Source organism: Pedobacter sp. MC2016-05, from assembly GCF_026239735.1.
Lineage (GTDB): Bacteria > Bacteroidota > Bacteroidia > Sphingobacteriales > Sphingobacteriaceae > Pedobacter.
On sequence record NZ_JAPIVT010000008.1, the window covers coordinates 185,278 to 203,200 of the forward strand.

The 17,923-nt window shown below is 39.0% G+C and carries 13 protein-coding genes; 9 read left to right on the forward strand and 4 right to left on the reverse strand.

All coding sequences use genetic code 11. From position 1 onward, the window contains the following. Window positions 1-255 precede the first annotated feature (255 nt). The 7 genes from OQZ33_RS13085 (at window position 256) to OQZ33_RS13115 (ending at window position 11,627) form a co-directional block, all read left to right on the forward strand. Complete coding sequence (locus tag OQZ33_RS13085) at window positions 256-963, forward strand: DUF4397 domain-containing protein (protein WP_265799463.1); 708 nt, start codon at window positions 256-258, stop codon at window positions 961-963. A 224-nt stretch (window positions 964-1,187) separates the two neighbouring features. Beyond that, entirely contained in the window at window positions 1,188-3,611 is a 2,424-nt protein-coding gene (locus tag OQZ33_RS13090) for a TonB-dependent receptor (RefSeq protein WP_265799464.1), read from the forward strand. 9 nt (window positions 3,612-3,620) lie between these two features. Next, on the forward strand, window positions 3,621-4,781 hold the full coding sequence (locus OQZ33_RS13095) for a PepSY-associated TM helix domain-containing protein (protein WP_265799465.1): 1,161 nt from the start codon (window positions 3,621-3,623) through the stop codon (window positions 4,779-4,781). A gap of 18 nt (window positions 4,782-4,799) precedes the next feature. Next, on the forward strand, window positions 4,800-5,720 hold the full coding sequence (locus OQZ33_RS13100) for a DUF6607 family protein (RefSeq protein WP_265799466.1): 921 nt from the start codon (window positions 4,800-4,802) through the stop codon (window positions 5,718-5,720). 406 nt (window positions 5,721-6,126) lie between these two features. Beyond that, window positions 6,127-7,266, forward strand: a complete 1,140-nt coding sequence (locus OQZ33_RS13105; protein WP_265799467.1) for a M28 family metallopeptidase — start codon at window positions 6,127-6,129, stop codon at window positions 7,264-7,266. 175 nt (window positions 7,267-7,441) lie between these two features. Continuing rightward, entirely contained in the window at window positions 7,442-8,518 is a 1,077-nt protein-coding gene (locus OQZ33_RS13110; RefSeq protein ID WP_265799468.1) for a DUF5694 domain-containing protein, read from the forward strand. A gap of 334 nt (window positions 8,519-8,852) precedes the next feature. Beyond that, entirely contained in the window at window positions 8,853-11,627 is a 2,775-nt protein-coding gene (locus OQZ33_RS13115) for an outer membrane beta-barrel protein (RefSeq protein WP_265799469.1), read from the forward strand. 46 nt (window positions 11,628-11,673) lie between these two features. On the opposite strand, the gene OQZ33_RS13120 is transcribed toward OQZ33_RS13115, so the two are convergent. The 3 genes from OQZ33_RS13120 to OQZ33_RS13130 form a co-directional block, all read right to left on the reverse strand. Beyond that, window positions 11,674-12,357 carry a class I SAM-dependent methyltransferase gene (locus OQZ33_RS13120; RefSeq protein WP_265799470.1) on the reverse strand — a complete coding sequence of 228 codons (684 nt, stop codon included), beginning with the start codon at window positions 12,355-12,357 and terminating at the stop codon, window positions 11,674-11,676. A 165-nt stretch (window positions 12,358-12,522) separates the two neighbouring features. Beyond that, window positions 12,523-13,923, reverse strand: coding sequence for an MBL fold metallo-hydrolase RNA specificity domain-containing protein (locus OQZ33_RS13125; protein ID WP_265799471.1), 1,401 nt, complete (start codon window positions 13,921-13,923; stop codon window positions 12,523-12,525). Window positions 13,924-13,983: 60 nt separating this feature from the next. Next, window positions 13,984-14,232, reverse strand: coding sequence for a YtxH domain-containing protein (locus OQZ33_RS13130; protein WP_056851094.1), 249 nt, complete (start codon window positions 14,230-14,232; stop codon window positions 13,984-13,986). A gap of 79 nt (window positions 14,233-14,311) precedes the next feature. Between OQZ33_RS13130 and OQZ33_RS13135 the strand changes: the two genes are divergently transcribed. After that, the gene (locus OQZ33_RS13135) at window positions 14,312-14,935 is read left to right on the forward strand and encodes an HAD family hydrolase (protein ID WP_265799472.1); all 624 of its coding nucleotides are present in this window, start codon (window positions 14,312-14,314) and stop codon (window positions 14,933-14,935) included. A 44-nt stretch (window positions 14,936-14,979) separates the two neighbouring features. On the opposite strand, the gene OQZ33_RS13140 is transcribed toward OQZ33_RS13135, so the two are convergent. Beyond that, on the reverse strand, window positions 14,980-16,692 hold the full coding sequence (locus tag OQZ33_RS13140) for a DUF6600 domain-containing protein (protein WP_265799473.1): 1,713 nt from the start codon (window positions 16,690-16,692) through the stop codon (window positions 14,980-14,982). A gap of 277 nt (window positions 16,693-16,969) precedes the next feature. On the opposite strand from OQZ33_RS13140, the gene OQZ33_RS13145 reads away from it, so the two are divergent. After that, window positions 16,970-17,671, forward strand: coding sequence for an SAM-dependent methyltransferase (locus tag OQZ33_RS13145; protein ID WP_265799474.1), 702 nt, complete (start codon window positions 16,970-16,972; stop codon window positions 17,669-17,671). Window positions 17,672-17,923: the final 252 nt, after the last annotated feature.

The following is a 17,923-nucleotide window of genomic DNA, read 5'->3' on the forward strand; positions in this document are numbered from 1 at the left end:
AGATTATTAAATGGTTAAATAAACTTTAGATGAACAACCACATCGATTTTTTGTTTTCGAGGCATTTAATATCAAACCCTATTATTTCACAAAAATTAACATTGTTAAAATCTATAGGGAAAGTTTAACAAGCATTAACACCATTTAACAACCACAGAAGCCATTAACTTCAATCTTTGCATTGGCTGTAGCGAATTGGTTTTCGATGCCGTTTAAATAGTGATCGTTTATAAAACTTTAAACCTTAAAAAATTGATGAAAACATTTTCCCTATCCTCATTCAGAACATTAGCCTTCGCTCCCGTTATTTTTCTATTGATTTTAACAACATTTAGTGCTTGCAAAAAAGAAGAAACAGCCAGCTCCGTGAGTTATATTCGGGTAGTTAACGCAGCACCAACTTTAGCCACCTACTATCCTTTTTTAAATAGTGCATCAGTAAGTTCCGCAGCATTACCCTATGGTGGATCCACTGCTTTCGGACCGCTATCCGCTGGTGTCAGCAATTTAAAATTTACAACTGAAAACAATGCCGAAAGTGTACTAACCAAAAGTTTTTCGCTTACTGCCAGCACCTACAACAGTTTTTATTTAATTAACAAACCAAGTTCATTAGATGGGTTGCTGATCACTGACGATTTAAGTTTACCATCGGCAGATAAAGCTTATGTCCGTTTCATTAATTTATCGCCTGATGCACCAGCACTCGACCTCGCTAAAACCGGCGAAACCACTATGTTAACCAGTAATAAAACTTACAAAACTGCAAGTGGATTTATAGCAGTTTCTCCAGGCACCTTTACTTTCGATGCAAAGGAAACTGCAACTGGTAAAACGAAAGTTGTCTCAGAAAATACAACTTTACTGGCCGGCTACCATTATGATATTATTTGTGGCGGTTTAGCAAGTCCGGCAAACGATACTGAGCGTTCACTTAATTTATTCGTATTAACCATTAAGTAAAGATTTTTACCCAAAAAACCATCGTTCAAAGGATTGTCGGCTAGCTGACAGTCCTTTTTTATTTTTGTATGATGCAGCAGTTAACTTACTTCAGATCAAAAAACTAGTGCCTACTAAATGTTAAAACTCGCCACCCTTATTTAGAATTGTTCAAAATAATTTGGAAAATAAATTTTTGTGCTGTTATTTTGCGGCTGTTTAGAATTAATCCAAATAAATTTAAGATGCGCAAAATTGAACTTTTCGTTTTAACGTTTTTACTCACTACACTCTCACTAACATCCTACGCTCAACAATTTGGCACTATTAAAGGTCTGGTAACCACTTCAAATGGTAAACCTGCGGCCTATATCTCAGTTGGACTTACAGGTAAAGGACAAGGAACAATCACCGACGAAAGCGGAAAATATACCATAAACCGTGTGAAGGCGGGCAGTTACACCATTAAAGCTTCCGCAATAGGCATTACCTCTGCCCAAAAAACAGTGAATGTTGTAGCCGGAGAAACTGTTTCAGTTGATTTTTCTTTGCAAGAAAATGATCAGGCCCTGGAAGAGGTAACCGTTGCTGGCATCAATAAAAAATACAAAATAAGTTTGCCCTCCGCTACTTTAAGGCTGAATGAGCCTTTGCTGGAAGCCCCTCAAAACATCCAGGTGGTGAGTAATCAAGCTATAAAAGATCAGCAGCTGATTAGCATGAGTGATGGGGTATTAAGGAATGTAAGTGGCGCTGTTCGTTTAGAGCATTGGGGAGATTTATACACTAACATTACCATGCGAGGCTCTCAAATTCAAGCCATGCGTAATGGATTTAATATTGTTTCTTCCTACTGGGGCCCATTAACTGAAGACATGAGCTTTGTTGATCACATTGAGTTTGTTAAAGGTCCTGCTGGTTTTATGCTGGGCAACGGAGATCCGAGTGGATTGTATAATGTGGTGACTAAAAAGCCTACGGGTTTAAATCAGGGTGAAGTTTCGTTTACAGCTGGGAGCTACGATTTATTCAGAACAACTGTTGATTTAGACCACAAACTCACTTCGGATGGTAAATTTTTATTCAGGTTAAATGCGGCTGCACAAAGCAAAGGTTCATTTAGGCCATACGAAGAAAACAACCGCTTCAGTTTTGCCCCCGTTTTAAGCTATCAAATTACACCTAGCACGAAAATAACAGCAGAATATACTTTGCAAAACGCAAAAATGACTGAAGTTGGTTCATACTATTTATTTAATACCACTGGCTATGCAACCTTGCCAAGAGATTTTACCCTCACGCAACCCGGCGTACAGCCCACCCGCATTAATGATCATAGCTTAACCTTAAACCTACAGCAACAATTAGGTCAGAATTGGAAATTAACAGCACAGGCTGCCTATTATAAATACTTACAAACGGGCTCTAGCTCCTGGCCATCAGCCGTTTATCCTAACGGAACATTGATTAGAAATGTAGGAATCTGGGATGCATCAAGCTCAATGAAACTGGCTCAGGTATTTGTAAACGGAACAGTGAAAACCGGAGGTATCGTTCATAGAATTCTTGCAGGCTTCGATGGAGGTAAAAAGGGATACATGGCAGATTTCGGTCAGTCACATGATTTAGACCTTCCAGGTTCGCCATTCAGTCTGGCAAATCCTAATTATGGATTTCCATCAAATGGATATCCGGATTTCGACAGAAACACCAGTCTTGAGGAAAGAGCAATAGCTGGCGGAGGTTTAATTGATCAAAAATATTTAAGCGGGTACGTTCAGGATGAGTTGGGTTTTTGGGAAAACAGAATTCGGTTAACACTTGCTGGCCGTTATACTTATGTAAGTCAATCGGCCTGGGGTGCTGCGCCAGATAAAGCCAAACATGTTACGCCCAGAGTAGGTTTAAGTGTTTCGGTTGATAAAAATACTTCTATTTATGCCGTTTATGATGAGGCTTTTACGCCACAATCTGGTTTGTTGCGTGATGGATCTACACCAAAACCAATCACTGGAAACAACAAAGAAATTGGGATTAAAAAAGATTGGCTTGATGGCCGTTGGAATACTACGCTATCTGCATACAGAATTACCAAACAGAATGAACTGGCTGCCGATCCGTTTAACCAGGCAGGAGAAAATTTTAGTATTGTAGTTGGCGAAAAGCAAGCACAGGGTATCGAGTTTGATGTTCGTGGAGAGATAACAAAAGGATTAAACCTGATTGCGAATTATGCTTATACCGATGGTAAAGTAACCGAGGTAGCCGAAGGCGCCGTAACGGATGTTCTTTTTGTTGGACAAGTGGTACCGGGTTTTGCAAAACATACCGCTAACGCCTGGTTAACCTATACTTTACAAAATGGAGCATTAAAAGGTTTCGGGATATCCGGAGGTTTTACCTATCTGGCCGATCGGGCTACGGCGAATTTTAGCCCTACCAATCCTGAGCAAAACCTACCTGATTATTTCAAATTGGATGGAGGTTTATTCTGGGGAAACAGGAAGTTGAAAATCAACGCCAATGTTTTTAACATTCTTGACAAATATTTATACAGCGGTTCCTACTACACGGGCTACTGGAATGCGCCAGATTATAATCAGCCAGCTTATTCATGGCAAGCCGAAGCACCAAGAAATTTCAGAGTTAGCGTAGCCTATAAATTTTAATCAGCATACATGTCTGAAAAGAAAAAAAATAAAACCTTTAAATATTGGGTGGGAAGAATACACTTGTGGCTCGGATTAATTTCCGGGCTGTTTGTTTGTTTCCTTGGAATTACAGGCTGCATTTTGGCCTTTGAAAGAGAAATTGAAAATGTTACCCAACCCTATCGCAATCTGGCGGTTCAAAACAAACCCTTACTTCCGCCTACCGCATTAAAAAAGATTGCAGATCAAGCCCTGCCAAACAAGCATGCCCATAGCATTACTTACCAACCTGGCAAAAGTGCACAAGTTGTTTACTATAATTTTGATCCTGAATACTATTATATCGTTTTCGTAAACCAGTACACGGGCGAAGTAATTAAAGTTAAAAACATGAACGATGATTTTTTCAGAATCGTGATCATGGGGCATTATTATTTATGGCTGCCACCTGAAATCGGCCAGCCGGTACTCACTACAGCTACCTTAATGTTTGTAGTTTTATTGTTTTCTGGTTTGATATTGTGGTGGCCGAAAAACAAAGCGGCTTCAAAACAACGTTTTACCATCAAATGGAACGCGAAATGGCGTCGAGTTAATTATGACTTTCATAACGTGTTGGGCTTCTACATTACCTGGATTATCATTTTTATTGCACTTTCGGGGATGGTGATGGGCTTCCAATGGTTTGCCAAAACCGTTTACTTTGTAAGTTCGGGCGGTAAAACCCTCAATCAGTTCGAAGAAACCTATTCTGATACCAGCCGTAATGCGAAGCTGCAGCTAAATGCTTCAGCGGCTGATCAACTCTGGAAATCTTATCTGGATGCCGATCCAAAATTTAGCGGAAGTCTTGATGTGCATGTTCCCGAAAACGAAAAAGCATCTATCGAAATCGCAAAAAATCCTGATCCGGATACCTATTGGAAAGCTGACTACAGTTATTTTGATCAGCACACCTTGAAGGAAATCGAAGTACAGCATGTTTTCGGAAAGTTAAAAAACGCAACTGTTGCCGATAAAATCATGCGGATGAATTACGACATCCACGTAGGTTCAATAGCGGGATTACTTGGAAAAATCATCGCGTTTTTTGCAAGCTTAATTGCAGCAATTATGCCAATTACAGGTGTTCTCATCTGGATTGGAAGAAATAAGAAAAAGAAAAAATCTGCCACCGCAGCTCAGTAAACGATAACAACTTAAACTATGAAAATTTTAAACCTCCTTCTGGCAATAACCGTATTTTTTACGTTTAGCGCTAATGCTCAAGACAAATTGGAGCAAGATAGAAAAGCCATCAAATCATTGGCCGGATTTTATAAAGTTAACTTCAATTATGGGGAAGTGACCTCACCTGATCCAAATTATACTTTTAGTAAACCCTACAGAAGCCATGGAAATGAATGGGCTGAAGTAATTGTTGATGAGCCTAAAAAGATCGTCATTCAGCACATGTTGGCGATTAACGATTCGACCGTAATTAAACATTGGCGCCAGGATTGGACTTACGAAGACCCGGAAATTATGCTTTATACTCAAGATAATGCATGGAAGAAGGTTACCTTAAATGCTGCTGAGGTTAAGGGAAAATGGACGCAAAAAGTCTATCAGGTTGATGATAGTCCACGCTACCAGGGTTACGGAACCTGGAGCCATATTGCTGGCCGCGATGCGTGGCAGAGTGAAACCGATTCTCCACTTCCTAGAAGAGAATCTACCGTACGTAAAGATTACAATGTTTTAAACCGCGGTAGTAGAATTACCATTACAAAAGAGGGTTGGATGTTTGAGCAAGACAACAAAAAAATTATTAGAACACCACAGGGTGATAAACTCATTGCTATTGAAAAGGGTTATGAGGAATTTACGAAAATAGATCCGGCTAAATTTGCCTATGCGCAAAAATGGTGGGATAGCCAGAAAACTTATTGGGCAGATGTTCGCGACGTTTGGGCAGATTTAGCCAAAACTTCAAATACAAATTTTAAAGTTCAAACCAATGTAAATGGCAAATTGCTTTACGAAACATTGTTTACTTTAGGCGATCAATCCATTAAAGAAAAATGGACTGCCAGCCAAAATAAGGAGAAAATAAAAACAGCTTTGCAACCCTTTTTAGCTAAGTAAATTTAGCTAGATCATCTCTAAGGTCGGTTGCAAATCAACCGACCTTTTTTTTGATTGCAAATTAAGTTTCTGTGATTATATTAGCTTATAAAATTAATCGCCTTATAAAATGAAGCTTATCAACTTTTCAAAACACTTTTTCCTGGCATCTGGTGTAATCTGGACATTATGTGCACTTTCGATCTTATTATTCCAATTAAATTTTCAGCGTCAGGAAATCATTATCACGCTAATACTGCCTCTGGCTTATGCCATAATTAAAACATTAGAAAAACCTAAAGTAGCGGAATTGCAGCAATGATTTTATAGCATCTTCTCTTGGGTACTTTATAAATAAATAGCGAAAAATTTCTGTGATTTAACAATCGATAGGAAAAACTTGCATCAACATTGGTAAATTACAAGCATGAAAAACTTGTTGCTTGTAGTCGCCTTATTTTATTCTTCTGCTTGTCCTGCTCAAGATTCTGCCTACACCAGAAAAATGGTAAATAAACTTACTGCAAAAGAATTTTGGGGCCGAGGTTACACAAAAGACGGAATGAAAAAGGCTGCAGATTTCATTGCTGAAGAATATAAGGAGCTGGGTTTAATTCCCTTCGGAACAGGTTACAAACAGGATTTTAATTTCCCGGTTAACACTTTTCCTGGAAAAATGATGGTAGAAGTTGATGGGAAAAAGCTAATTCCAGGGAAAGATTTCATCATCAATAACGAAAGCCCTACTGTTAAGCTAAAAGCAGCCTTAAAGCAAATTGATAGTTTAAATTTTCAGGCAAGCCCAATATTAAAAGTTTCGTTAAAAGATAAACTCACCTGGTCGGTGGCTACTGAAGTTGGTGAGACGACACAAATTCAAATCAACAAAAAAGCTTTAACTGCTACTCCGGAGCGAATAAATGTTGATATTGAAAACAAATTTTTTACCAACTTCCAGGCTTCTAATATTTGCGGTTTAGTTAAGGGTACCAAATACCCTGATTCTATTTTAATGATTACCGCCCATTACGATCATTTGGGTGGCATGGGCAAAGACACATATTTCCCTGGCGCAAATGATAACGCTGCCGGTGTTGCTACACTTTTAAGTTTGGCGAAATATTATGCTTCAAATCCTCAGCCTTACTCCATTGGTTTTATTTGTTTCGCAGCCGAAGAGGCAGGCTTATTGGGCTCAAGATACTATACCGAAAATCCACTTCTGCCGCTGAATAAAATTAAATTCCTCATTAATCTCGATTTAGTGGGCACAGGCGAAGCTGGTATGACAGTGGTTAATGCGTCTGTTTATCCAAAAGCATTTTCCTTATTAAAGGAAATCAATGATCAGCATCGATATATCTCAAAAATAAATTCAAGAGGCAAAGCTGCAAATAGTGATCATTATTTTTTCTCCGAAAAAGGGGTTCCTGCGTTTTTTATTTATACTCAGGGTGGGCCTTCTGCCTATCACGATGTGTTTGATCAAGCAGATACTTTACCATTAAATGAGTATAATGATCTTTTCAAATTGCTGGTCAGCTTCCATAAAAAGTTAATGAAATAGCTTCAATTCTGGGATGAATTACCTCAAATTTTATATCAACGCCATCCATGTACTGACGAATTGTTGATTAAGCTTTAAACCCTATTGGGATAAAATTTAAAGTCGTTGGGATAATTAAATAGCGGGGCAGAGTTGTTCTCCTCATATTTGAATCAACAAAAAAAAGAGATTCATTATGAAAACCATCCTAAACTTCAGCTTCGCATTGCTACTATTATTCGGCATATCTGTTAATAGCAAGGCCCAAAATCAAATAGAAATTGTAATCGTGGCCTCTTCTCACGATAACTCAAAATCGACACAAAATTTTCAGGCAATAATTGACAAGCTTAAAAACTTTAAACCGGACATGGTTTTCGGAGAGTATCTGCCAGCAACAGATTATGCTACGCTAAGTGATGACCATTGGGCTAAACAAGGGTTTGCAAAAAAGGTCAACTACATTACCAGATTGAATCCAGAACCATTGAAAAATAGCGCTGCTTCAATTAAGAAAAGACAAAAAGCGTTAACCTCTTTTCCGTACTACCACAAAACAAGAATGGATTTAGCTGTTGAATATGCTAAAAATTGGGACAGGGGTAATTTCGATTATCAGATGTTTGTACTAGAAAATCAAATGAAGACTAGATTTGGAAAGCAAGAGCAAGCAACCTATTCTAAAATGTTTGGAAGCCTGGATTCCCTAAAAAAACTTGGGATCATTAGACCAGGAAGCGAGTACAGCAAAATATATTTTCCGTTGATTTATCAACTCGGTCAGAATCAAATTTATAATATGGATTGCCAAACTTATGATAAACCTTGGGGTGAAGCTTGGAGTAAAATGGCTTCTGCCTATAAAGTAATGGCTCAAAAAGCTAAAGCAGATTCATTATCACCAGAAGGAAGAACAATGACTGCGATAGACAAATATTGGGTTTACAGTAATGAAGAAGAAAAGAAGTTTTCTGCTGATGAATATGCAGGAATGGCTACAGCCAAATACGGAGAATTAATTGAAGCATGGAACTTTTATGGCGGTCGCAAATTTTATGGCTATGCAGGTTTCCCAACCGAAACTTTAAAGGACATGGTGGCACAATGGACAAACAGAAACGAAGGTATGTGCAAAAACGTGATCGAACAGGCTAGAGCTAAAAATGCGAAGCGGGTAGTGGTTGGTGTAGGAGCAGCGCATAGGGTTTGGATGGAAGAAATTTTAGCAAAAAACTCCGGTGTAAAAATCATTAATTACAACGACTTGAAATAAATTTTTCACTTCAGCTTTAAATCCTCTTGATTAATTTCTTGGGGATTTTGCTTTGCCTAATATAATTCTTTTGTCGAAACTAACTCCTGTCCATTTAAAAGATAAGATCTTCATCTGTTATTGTAATTTTTTCGATTGGAATTGTAAATGCTCATGAACACAGTTATATTTAACTAAATATTTAGTTAATCAGTTTTTATTGCAACACTTTCGAATAGTGGGCGTCTTGCATTAAACAAACCTGTTCGTCCCATTTTTACACTTGCTCATCCCATTTTTAAAAACCAAACTTCAAGCAACTATAAATTAGCAATTCCATTATTACGATATATATATGAAGAAACTAGTACTATCAATCGCTTTTTGCCTTGCCTTTTTAAATCTTTTTGCTCAAAAAAATGGAAGTATTATTGGTGTTTTAGCCGATAGCGCCAACCACAAAACCACTTTAAATTATTCAACAGTTTCGGTTTATAAAGTTGGTGACAGCGTTCTTAATAGCTACAAGCTATCGGATGACAAGGGAACCTTTAAAATTAACAACTTACAGATTGGCATCAAATACCGTTTAGTTATTACTGCGTGGCAATATGGAACCTACCGAAAAGAAGTATCCATCACCGCTGAAAATCCAAATATTAACCTGGGCACACTTTATCTATCAACGCAGTCAAATGATTTGAATGAAGTTAATATTGTGGCAGAAAGGCCGCCGGTAATTGTAAGAAAAGACACTATTGAATTTAATGCTGAATCATTTAAGACCTTACCTTCGGCTGTAGTGGAAGATTTATTGAAGAAACTACCGGGTGTACAAATTGCCGAAGATGGATCGATTATGGTTAATGGGAAAGCAGTAAGTAAAATTCTGGTTGATGGAAAGGAATTTTTTGGAGGCGACCAGCAAATCGCCACTAAAAATTTACCCGCTAACATTATCGATAAGGTTCAGGTGGTGGATGATAAGCAGGCCAAAAGAAGAGACCCTGATTTAACCGCGGCAGAAATTCCTCAAATCATCAATTTGAAATTGAAAAAAGCCATTAAAAAAGGGGCTTTCGGCAAGTTGTATGCTGGTGGCGGCATCAAAGAGCTTTATCAAGCCGGGGGTTTAATGAATTTTTTTCGCGATACGACACAGGTGAGTATTTTGGCTTATGGAAACAACATCAACCAGCCGGGCTTTAATCCAAATGATGTTCAACGTATTGGTGGTTTTAACCGAAGTGGTGTCAACTCGATGATGATGAGTTCTGGTGGCTATTTTGAGTTTAATGGAATTAGTTTTGGTGGGAGCTTTAGCGGTATACAAACCTCATCGGGCGGCGGCTTTAACTTTAACACCCTCACAAAAAAAGGCATTAAGCTAAATACACAATATTTTTTCGGCCGTAATGATAATTTACTGGAACGACTAACCAATACCAACCAAACGCTGGGCAATGATCGGTTGATTACCAATGCAAATGAAAACACAAGAGCATTGACACTTAAACATAATATTGCAGGGAAATTAGATTGGCAAATCGATTCATTAACACAACTTACCATTGAGCCTTTTATCGTTTTAAATTCGAACAACGCTATCAGCACCAATCGCTCCACAAACAAAAATGCTGCTGGTCAGCTGGTTAATAACTTGCAGAATATAAACGACCGAAATTCATCAAGTAATAAATATCAGCTGGTAGCCGATTTAAGTAAAGATTTTAAGAAAGCGGGCAGATCATTCAATATCGGTTTTGATATTTCGACTACCCCAAATCCAACCTTAAATTATAACCGCAGCATCAGCAACTTCTTCATTACCCCATCAACTTCAGAAATAGATCAGCTGCGGAATAATCAGATAGAGAATTTTCGATCGTACATCTATGCCAATTATAGCGAACCCATCAGTAAAAAGTTAAGCTTTAAAATTGATTTAAGCGGAAATATTTTAAACAACGAAAATGCGTTGAGCACATTTTACAGAAACCCTGCAAACCAACTGTACGATATTGTGATCCCTAGTTTAAGCCAAACTGTAGAGCAGGCTGGCTTTAAAACGAATACGAATATTAGTTTGAAATGCCGAATAACCAAAGATTTTAATATCCAACCTGGAATTGTACACAACTACATTTCATTAAATAACCGCTTTAGCAATAGCGCCAACATCGATCAGCGATATCATTTCATTTGGCCTTCGTTTCAACTGGTGTATAAAATTTTCAGGTTGAATTATGATGCCCGGTTTACAGAGCCAAATGTAAGTTATTTGCAACCTGTAGCCGATAATACCAATGCCCTTTACATTAGAAATGGTAACCCTAATTTGTTGCCAGCCAGAACGCAAAGATTAACTTTAAACTTGTACAAATACGATCCGAAGTTGTTAGTTAATTATAATTTGTATGGTTACGGAAATTTCACCAAAAACGGCATTGTAAATACCACTACAATTAGCAATGGTGTGCAAACAATTACGCCAATTAACGTGAGTGGCATTTATAACTTTAGTGGTGGTGCAAATGGTTCGAAGGATTTCAAAATCAACAAAACTACTTTAAAAGTAGGCTTGGGTGTTTGGGCAAACTTCAATCATACGCCTGTCATCATTAATAATATTAGAAGTGATGCAAACGTTTTTTATGTTGGGCCAAATGGAAATGTGCGATTAAATTTTAATGATATTGTTGAACTTAATCAAGGCTATTCCATTAACTTAAATCGCAGTCGCTATCAGGATGATTTCTATACCGACCTGAGCTACAACACACAGAACGCAACCTCAGAATTAATTATTCGATACCCAAAAAAGGTAGTTTTTGAAACCAGTTTTGCAATAACGGCTAACACACAACAAATTGCTGGATACAACAATAACATTAAACTGTGGAATGCAGCAGTAACCTATCTCTTCATGAAAAATGACAGGCTACAATTGAAATTAGCGGTGAATGATATTTTGCAAAGTAATGTGAGGCGCTCTGTGGAGATTACCGGGAATAGCGTAATCGATTATCAAACAAATAATTTAGGTAGGTATGGAATGGTAACGCTGACTTACAATATCCAAAATTTTGGGCAGAAAGTAGGCGGAAGACAAACGTTTTTTAGCTTTTAAACTTAGTCAGATCGTCATTGCCTGCAGCAGGCAGGCAATGACGAATTTATGTCAAGGTCAGCTTCACCAAATACTGGTCTTCTCCATCGTCAAAGATCATCTCACAATTCCAGCCGGTTTCTTTCGCGATGGCTTTAATGGTTTCTTCATCTACATAAACCCAGTTAAACCAATTTCCCTTCTCTCCTTTGTATTCATATTGATAAGAAACTTCACCGTAATATTGATCTTGGGGCTTTCGCAAATCCTCATATAAATAAGAAATATCAGATGAATCGAAAATTACCTGTCCGCCTGGATGGAGTAGATCTTTAATTTTGATTAAAAAATCTTTGAAACCGGCCAACGTTCCGGTTAAGCCAATGCCATTCATCAACATTAAGATGGTGTCGAACCTTTCCTGATAGGTAAAGACATCTTGCAGCAAAGCTTTTTTCACTCCACGGTCTTTCATAATGTTAACCGCAGCTTCAGAAACATCAATAGCGGTTACATCAATATTGAAGGCTTGCAAAAGCAAAGCGTGACTGCCGACACCTGCTCCGACATCCAGAACTTTCCCGTGACAAAGGTGCAAGGCCTGAAGTTCCAAAACGGGCATATCTTCATCATCACGGAAGAAAAACTCTAAGGGCATTTCTTCAGGCTCACCATAAGAATTGTGCAACCAAAGTGTATCGGCTTCGCCGGTTTTGTAAATATCAGTAAGCGCTTTGCCAAAAACATCCATGGAAGCAAAGATAGAAAATTGGAAGATGGAATTGGAGGATAAGAATCAATTGGCACCGCCCTTTCGACTGGATCAAAGTCCGTAATATTCGGGAGAGAAATCTTTGAAGCATATTCGCTGGTCAAAGATTTCTCCTTTCGATCGAAATGGGCGGGTTACTAAAAACTACCCCAATTCAAACTCCTGATGATATTCTGGAATAGCCACATGTTTAAATCCATGTTCTTTTAATCGCGTTGCGAAATGCTGCTGAACTTCATATTCTCCATGCACAAGAAAAAGTTGCTTTACGTCCGCTGGGTCTTGACAAGACAGAAACTGCAATAAATCTTCGTAATCGCCATGCGCACTCATCGATTTTATTGCTTGCACTTCCGCCTTCACATCATATTCATCGCGGAAAATTTCCACAACTTTTTTACCAGCAACCAATTGCCCACCCAGAGAATTCGGTTCGCAATAACCCACCATTAAAATGGTATTTTTCTGGTTTCCGATATTGTTTCTGATGTGATGTTTCACCCGGCCAGCATCTGCCATGCCCGATGCAGAAATAATTACACAAGGACGCGGATCATCGTTCAGTTTTTTTGATTCTTCTACACTTTCGATGAAACGCAAGCCTTTAAATCCAAAAATGTCGTGGTCAACTTTTAAAACTTGTTTTACACCATTATTGTAAACCTCAGGGTGGTTACGCAAAATTTCGGTAGCCCTTGAGGATAGCGGACTATCAACATAAAATGGAACATCTGGCAATTTTCCTTTTAACTCCAACCCGTTTAATGCATACAGTAACTCTTGCGTTCTCCCAACCGCAAATGCCGGTATAATTGCTTTACCTTTTTTTGAGATACAGGTGTGATTAATAATTTCGTAAAGCATTTCTTCAATCGGATCGAGGTCTTTATGAAGCGAATCGCCATAGGTAGATTCCATCAAAATGTAATCAGCCTGATCGAATTGCTGAGGACTTTTCAAAAGTAAATCTCCATAGCGACCAACATCGCCAGAAAAGGTAATCCTCTTGGTATCTCCGTCTTCGGTAATAGTTAAATGAACCGCCGAGCTACCCAAAATGTGTCCGGCATCAGTAAGTTTTAAACGGATGTGTTCATCAATTTCGAAATCTTCCTCATATTCCACAATTTTCATCTGACTCAAAGTCTGGGTCACATCTTCTTCTGTGTAGAGCGCCTCTTCCATTTCTTCACCTTCACGACGATGCTTATTCGAAAAATCAGCGTCCTGCATCTGGATCTTCGCTGAGTCCATCATTAAGATGCGAGAAAGATCCATTGTGGCGGGCGTACAGAAGATTTTTCCGCTAAAGCCATCGGCTACCAGTTTAGGCAACAAACCGCAATGATCAATGTGGGCATGAGATAAAATGAGATAAGTAATTTTCTTGGGATCGAAACCAAAATAGTCATTTAGTTTATCGGTAACACGACCCATTCCCTGAAACAGTCCACAATCTAGTAATATCTGAGTGTTATTTTTTAGGGTAATAAGGTGCTTACTTCCCGTAACTGTACGGGCAGCACCATGAAAGGCAATCTTCATTAGATGGTTAGAATTAATGTAGCATAAAAATGCCGGATATTTCCGGCATTTTCAATTTCTTTAAGCGTGAACTTCTGAGATTTTATCTTTAACTCTCTCTGCTACCCCAGAGGCTTTGTCTGCTAAACCTGATGCCTTATCTGCTAATCCAGCTAACTTATCTTTTGAAGCATCTAAAAGATCAGCAAAAAAATCTGAAACCTTACCTTTTAAATCACTAGATGAATCTGATGATAATGCTAATGCAATTGTTGCACCTAATGCTGCTCCGGCTAAAACGCCCACTATAATTTTTGTCTCTTTTTTCATGGTTTTCGTTATTTAGTTATTAAACATATTAACCCTTAAGGTGTTTTAACTTTTTTTACCTTGCAAAAACCAAACCACAATGAAACAAGTATTTTTTATCGATTTAGATAACACAATTTACTTTACCAAACCGAATGAAGATGTTTTGATGAAAGGACTGTATGATTTGCTTGAGCAGCAAGATTTAAAACTCACTGACGAACAATTTATGGCCGCAAAAGCGGAAATGCTAAGAACACCATTCTTAAAAGTTGCCGAAAAATACGAATTTCCAAAAGAGGTAACCGATCGTTTAATTAATTATTTATCGAATAGAGAAGTAACTCAGGCACTAATTCCGAGTGATGATTATCATTATATAAAAAGTTTAAAGGGCAGAAAGTTTATCGTTACCGCCGGTTTCCCTAAACAACAGTATTCAAAGGTGAAAATGTTAGGAATTGCGGATGATTTCGAAGATGTTCAAGTTGTTGATGTAGCTGCTAGCAATAAAAAACAGGCATTCCTGAATTTAATTGAAAAATTTAAGCTGAATAATGAGGATATCCTGATCATTGGCGATGATGCAGAATCGGAAATTAAATATGGGTTGGAACTCGGTATCGAAACTTTTTTGCTGGATCCTGAAAATCTTCATCCAAACGCCAAAAGCACCTATATTGGAAAAAATTTAAGTCAGCTTCACCAGGCTGCGGGGCAATAATTACCCAAAAAAAGTCCCGGTTTTCACCGGGACTTTTGATTAATCTATCCTCTGCCACCTCTTGATGGCCTGCCTTCAGCGCCACTTCTTTCGCCACCACCTCTTTGTTGTTGAGGGGCCGATTCAGTTCTTCTTTGTTCCTGGCGTTGTTGCATTTGTTGCTGTTGTTGAGCTCTTTGCTGTTGCTGTTGCGCATCGCGTTGCGCCCTTTGTTGCTCAGCCTGCTGACTGCGTTGCTGCTGCATTTGCTGATCACGTTGCGCTCTTTGCTGTTCTGCCTGCTGAGAACGTTGCTGCTGATCGCGTTGAGCTCTTTGTTGCTCCGCCTGCTGAGAACGTTGCTGCTGCATCTGCTGATCACGTTGAGCTCTTTGTTGTTCTGCCTGCTGAGAACGTTGTTGTTGCATTTGCCGATCACGTTGAGCCCTTTGTTGCTCCGCCTGCTGACTGCGCTGTTGCTGCATCTGTTCGTTGCGTTGTGCATTTTGTTGTGCTGCCTGCTCGGAACGTTGTTGTCTTTGTGCATCTCCTGAGCGGTCAATATTTCCTCTCGTCTCATTTTGAGCACGTTGCTGATCTTGACTCATGCGATCTTGCTGATTACGTTGCTGACGCATTTGGTTTGTCCGTTCCTGATCTTGACCTCTATTTACGTTGCCATCATTGTTACGTTGGTCAATTCCATTTGAATTGCCTCTGCTCGTACGGCCATTTGCGTTTCTATCGTAAGCTTGACCCCTATTATTTGGTTGATTATTGTCACGACCGGCGTTAGCTTCAATTCCTCTATTCGGTTGGCCACCACGGTTATCGTTTCTGTTTCCAAAGCGGTTATCATTATTTCCCCTTTGATCATTATCGTTGCGATTGCCGTTGTTATCTCTACCAGGTTGATTACGGTTTGCGTAACCTTCATTTCTTCCACCTCTGCTTATCCCTGCATTTCCCTGCTCAAATTTTCTTGGCGCTGCATTGCGGTTATCGGCATTACGCTCTGGTCTTGGTCTGTAAATCGAAACCTCTCTTCCACCAACTCTACTTGCACCTGGGCGGTTACTTTGCGCATACCTGTAAACCGTTACATCACGATTAGTTGCCCTTCTGATATCATCAATCCTCGGACCGCCATAATAAGACCTTCTGTTGTAAACGTAAGTATTATTGATGATCGTAGTATTGCGGATGTAAACATTGTTACGACCATAATCGTACCTTGGAAAAGTGTTTATATAAATATTACGCTGAGGAATAAAATTCCAGCAGAACTCGGGAACTGAATAACGCCTTCCAAAGCTTAAATTAATGCTGATGCTTGGTGCCATTGGTGCCCAACCATAGTATCCATCGCCACTTCTCCAGTCCACCCATGCTGGTCCCCAGTTTGTATCTGGCAACCAAATCCACTGGCGGTAGCTGTTAATTACCCAACGCCCATAGTGAAACGGAGCCCAACCCCAATCGTAGTTCGAAACCCAGGTATTTCCATATTCTGTCATTGCCCATCGGCCATTGGTATAATATGGGCGAAATTCGTTTTGATCAACATCAGGCCTCCAAACATAACCGTATTGCGGATCTTGAATCCAGGTACCGTAAGGAGAAAGTTCATCATAAAAGGTTTGCATAGAAACATTCCCTGTGCTATAACCATCATCCTGGTAATTGTCTTGATAGTCTTGTGCCCTGACTAAGGTGGTGGTTCCGGCAAGGAGCCCAAAAAGCCCCAGCACAATTGCCGATTTTTTCAGTGTTTTCATTTGTGTGTTTATTTAATAACCTAACCTGTGTGTATCAATTAGAGAACCAAAATTCATCAAGGTTTAATATGCTTGCATAGTTTTTCGCTTTTTGCCCTGATATTGCCTCTGAAGGCATATTTAACTAATATTTAACGTTTTAAGCGACGGTTAATTGTGCAGAAAACAAGTCAGCCAGAAATAATATTTGCTACACCACTGTTTAGAAAATAGATTATATCGCATTAACACAAAACTTTAAAACTAAAATTCTGTTTATTGTGCCTATTTTTGCAACATGCAAAACGGCACCTTATATCTTATTCCTGTTCCTCTGGCAGAAGAGGTTTCACACAAAACTTTTACTCCTTATTTGGTTGATACCATCAATCAGATTGACACTTACATTGTGGAGAATAGCAAAACAGCCCGTCGCTTTTTAAAAGAGGCCGGATTAAAAACACCACAAAAAGACCTTATTGTACACGATTATGGCAAACATAACCGCACAGATTTAGGACAATTTTTTAACGAACTAAAGGAAGGAAAAGACGTTGGCCTGATGAGTGAAGCAGGTTGCCCGGGCATTGCAGATCCAGGTGCAGAAATCGTTGCTGAAGCACACAAATGTGGCATTAAGGTAGTTCCTTTGGTTGGCCCAAGTTCGATCTTGTTGGCTTTAATGGCTTCAGGCTTTAATGGACAAAGTTTTGCTTTTTGGGGATATTTACCCATAGATAAAGAACAGCGCACCAAACGGATTAAAGACTTAGATTTATCAGCAAGTCGCTATAAACAAACACAAATTTTTATCGAAACGCCTTTTCGTAACAATCAGCTTTTTGAAGAGGTGTTAAAAAGTTGTAAACCCAACACGCAGATTTGCGTGGCCAGCAACCTCACTGCTGAAGACGAATTTATCAAAACTCAAAGCGTTTACAATTGGCGCAAAGAAGAAATTGATCTTCATAAAAAACCTACTATATTTTTGATGTATTAAAACAAATGGCCTGTGATGAACAGGCTTTTTATTTACTGTATCCCGTCGGCTGAAGGCTGACGGCAATAAAGGGTGTATGTGCAGTGAAAAAATTTTAACGCCTCGGTCTGGTCCTCATAGACCGAAACAGTAACAAACAAGTAATAGCCTATGTCCAATCGGCTGAAGCTGGACGGAAATAGAATAGAAAAATCATTGGTATGGGATGTCTTTACGATTCGAGATAACGCCTCGGTCTGTGTCCTCACCAAC

Excerpts from the sequence above, each read along its gene's own strand:
- OQZ33_RS13095 (WP_265799465.1), top strand. The coding sequence starts at position 3,621 with ATGTCTGAAAAGAAAAAAAATAAAACCTTTAAATATTGGGTGGGAAGA.
- OQZ33_RS13115 (WP_265799469.1), top strand. The coding sequence starts at position 8,853 with ATGAAGAAACTAGTACTATCAATCGCTTTTTGCCTTGCCTTTTTAAAT.
- OQZ33_RS13140 (WP_265799473.1), bottom strand. The coding sequence starts at position 16,692 with ATGAAAACACTGAAAAAATCGGCAATTGTGCTGGGGCTTTTTGGGCTC.
- OQZ33_RS13085 (WP_265799463.1), top strand. The coding sequence starts at position 256 with ATGAAAACATTTTCCCTATCCTCATTCAGAACATTAGCCTTCGCTCCC.
- OQZ33_RS13125 (WP_265799471.1), bottom strand. The coding sequence starts at position 13,923 with ATGAAGATTGCCTTTCATGGTGCTGCCCGTACAGTTACGGGAAGTAAG.
- OQZ33_RS13135 (WP_265799472.1), top strand. The coding sequence starts at position 14,312 with ATGAAACAAGTATTTTTTATCGATTTAGATAACACAATTTACTTTACC.
- OQZ33_RS13120 (WP_265799470.1), bottom strand. The coding sequence starts at position 12,357 with ATGGATGTTTTTGGCAAAGCGCTTACTGATATTTACAAAACCGGCGAA.
- OQZ33_RS13110 (WP_265799468.1), top strand. The coding sequence starts at position 7,442 with ATGAAAACCATCCTAAACTTCAGCTTCGCATTGCTACTATTATTCGGC.
- OQZ33_RS13100 (WP_265799466.1), top strand. The coding sequence starts at position 4,800 with ATGAAAATTTTAAACCTCCTTCTGGCAATAACCGTATTTTTTACGTTT.
- OQZ33_RS13145 (WP_265799474.1), top strand. The coding sequence starts at position 16,970 with ATGCAAAACGGCACCTTATATCTTATTCCTGTTCCTCTGGCAGAAGAG.
- OQZ33_RS13130 (WP_056851094.1), bottom strand. The coding sequence starts at position 14,232 with ATGAAAAAAGAGACAAAAATTATAGTGGGCGTTTTAGCCGGAGCAGCA.
- OQZ33_RS13105 (WP_265799467.1), top strand. The coding sequence starts at position 6,127 with ATGAAAAACTTGTTGCTTGTAGTCGCCTTATTTTATTCTTCTGCTTGT.
- OQZ33_RS13090 (WP_265799464.1), top strand. The coding sequence starts at position 1,188 with ATGCGCAAAATTGAACTTTTCGTTTTAACGTTTTTACTCACTACACTC.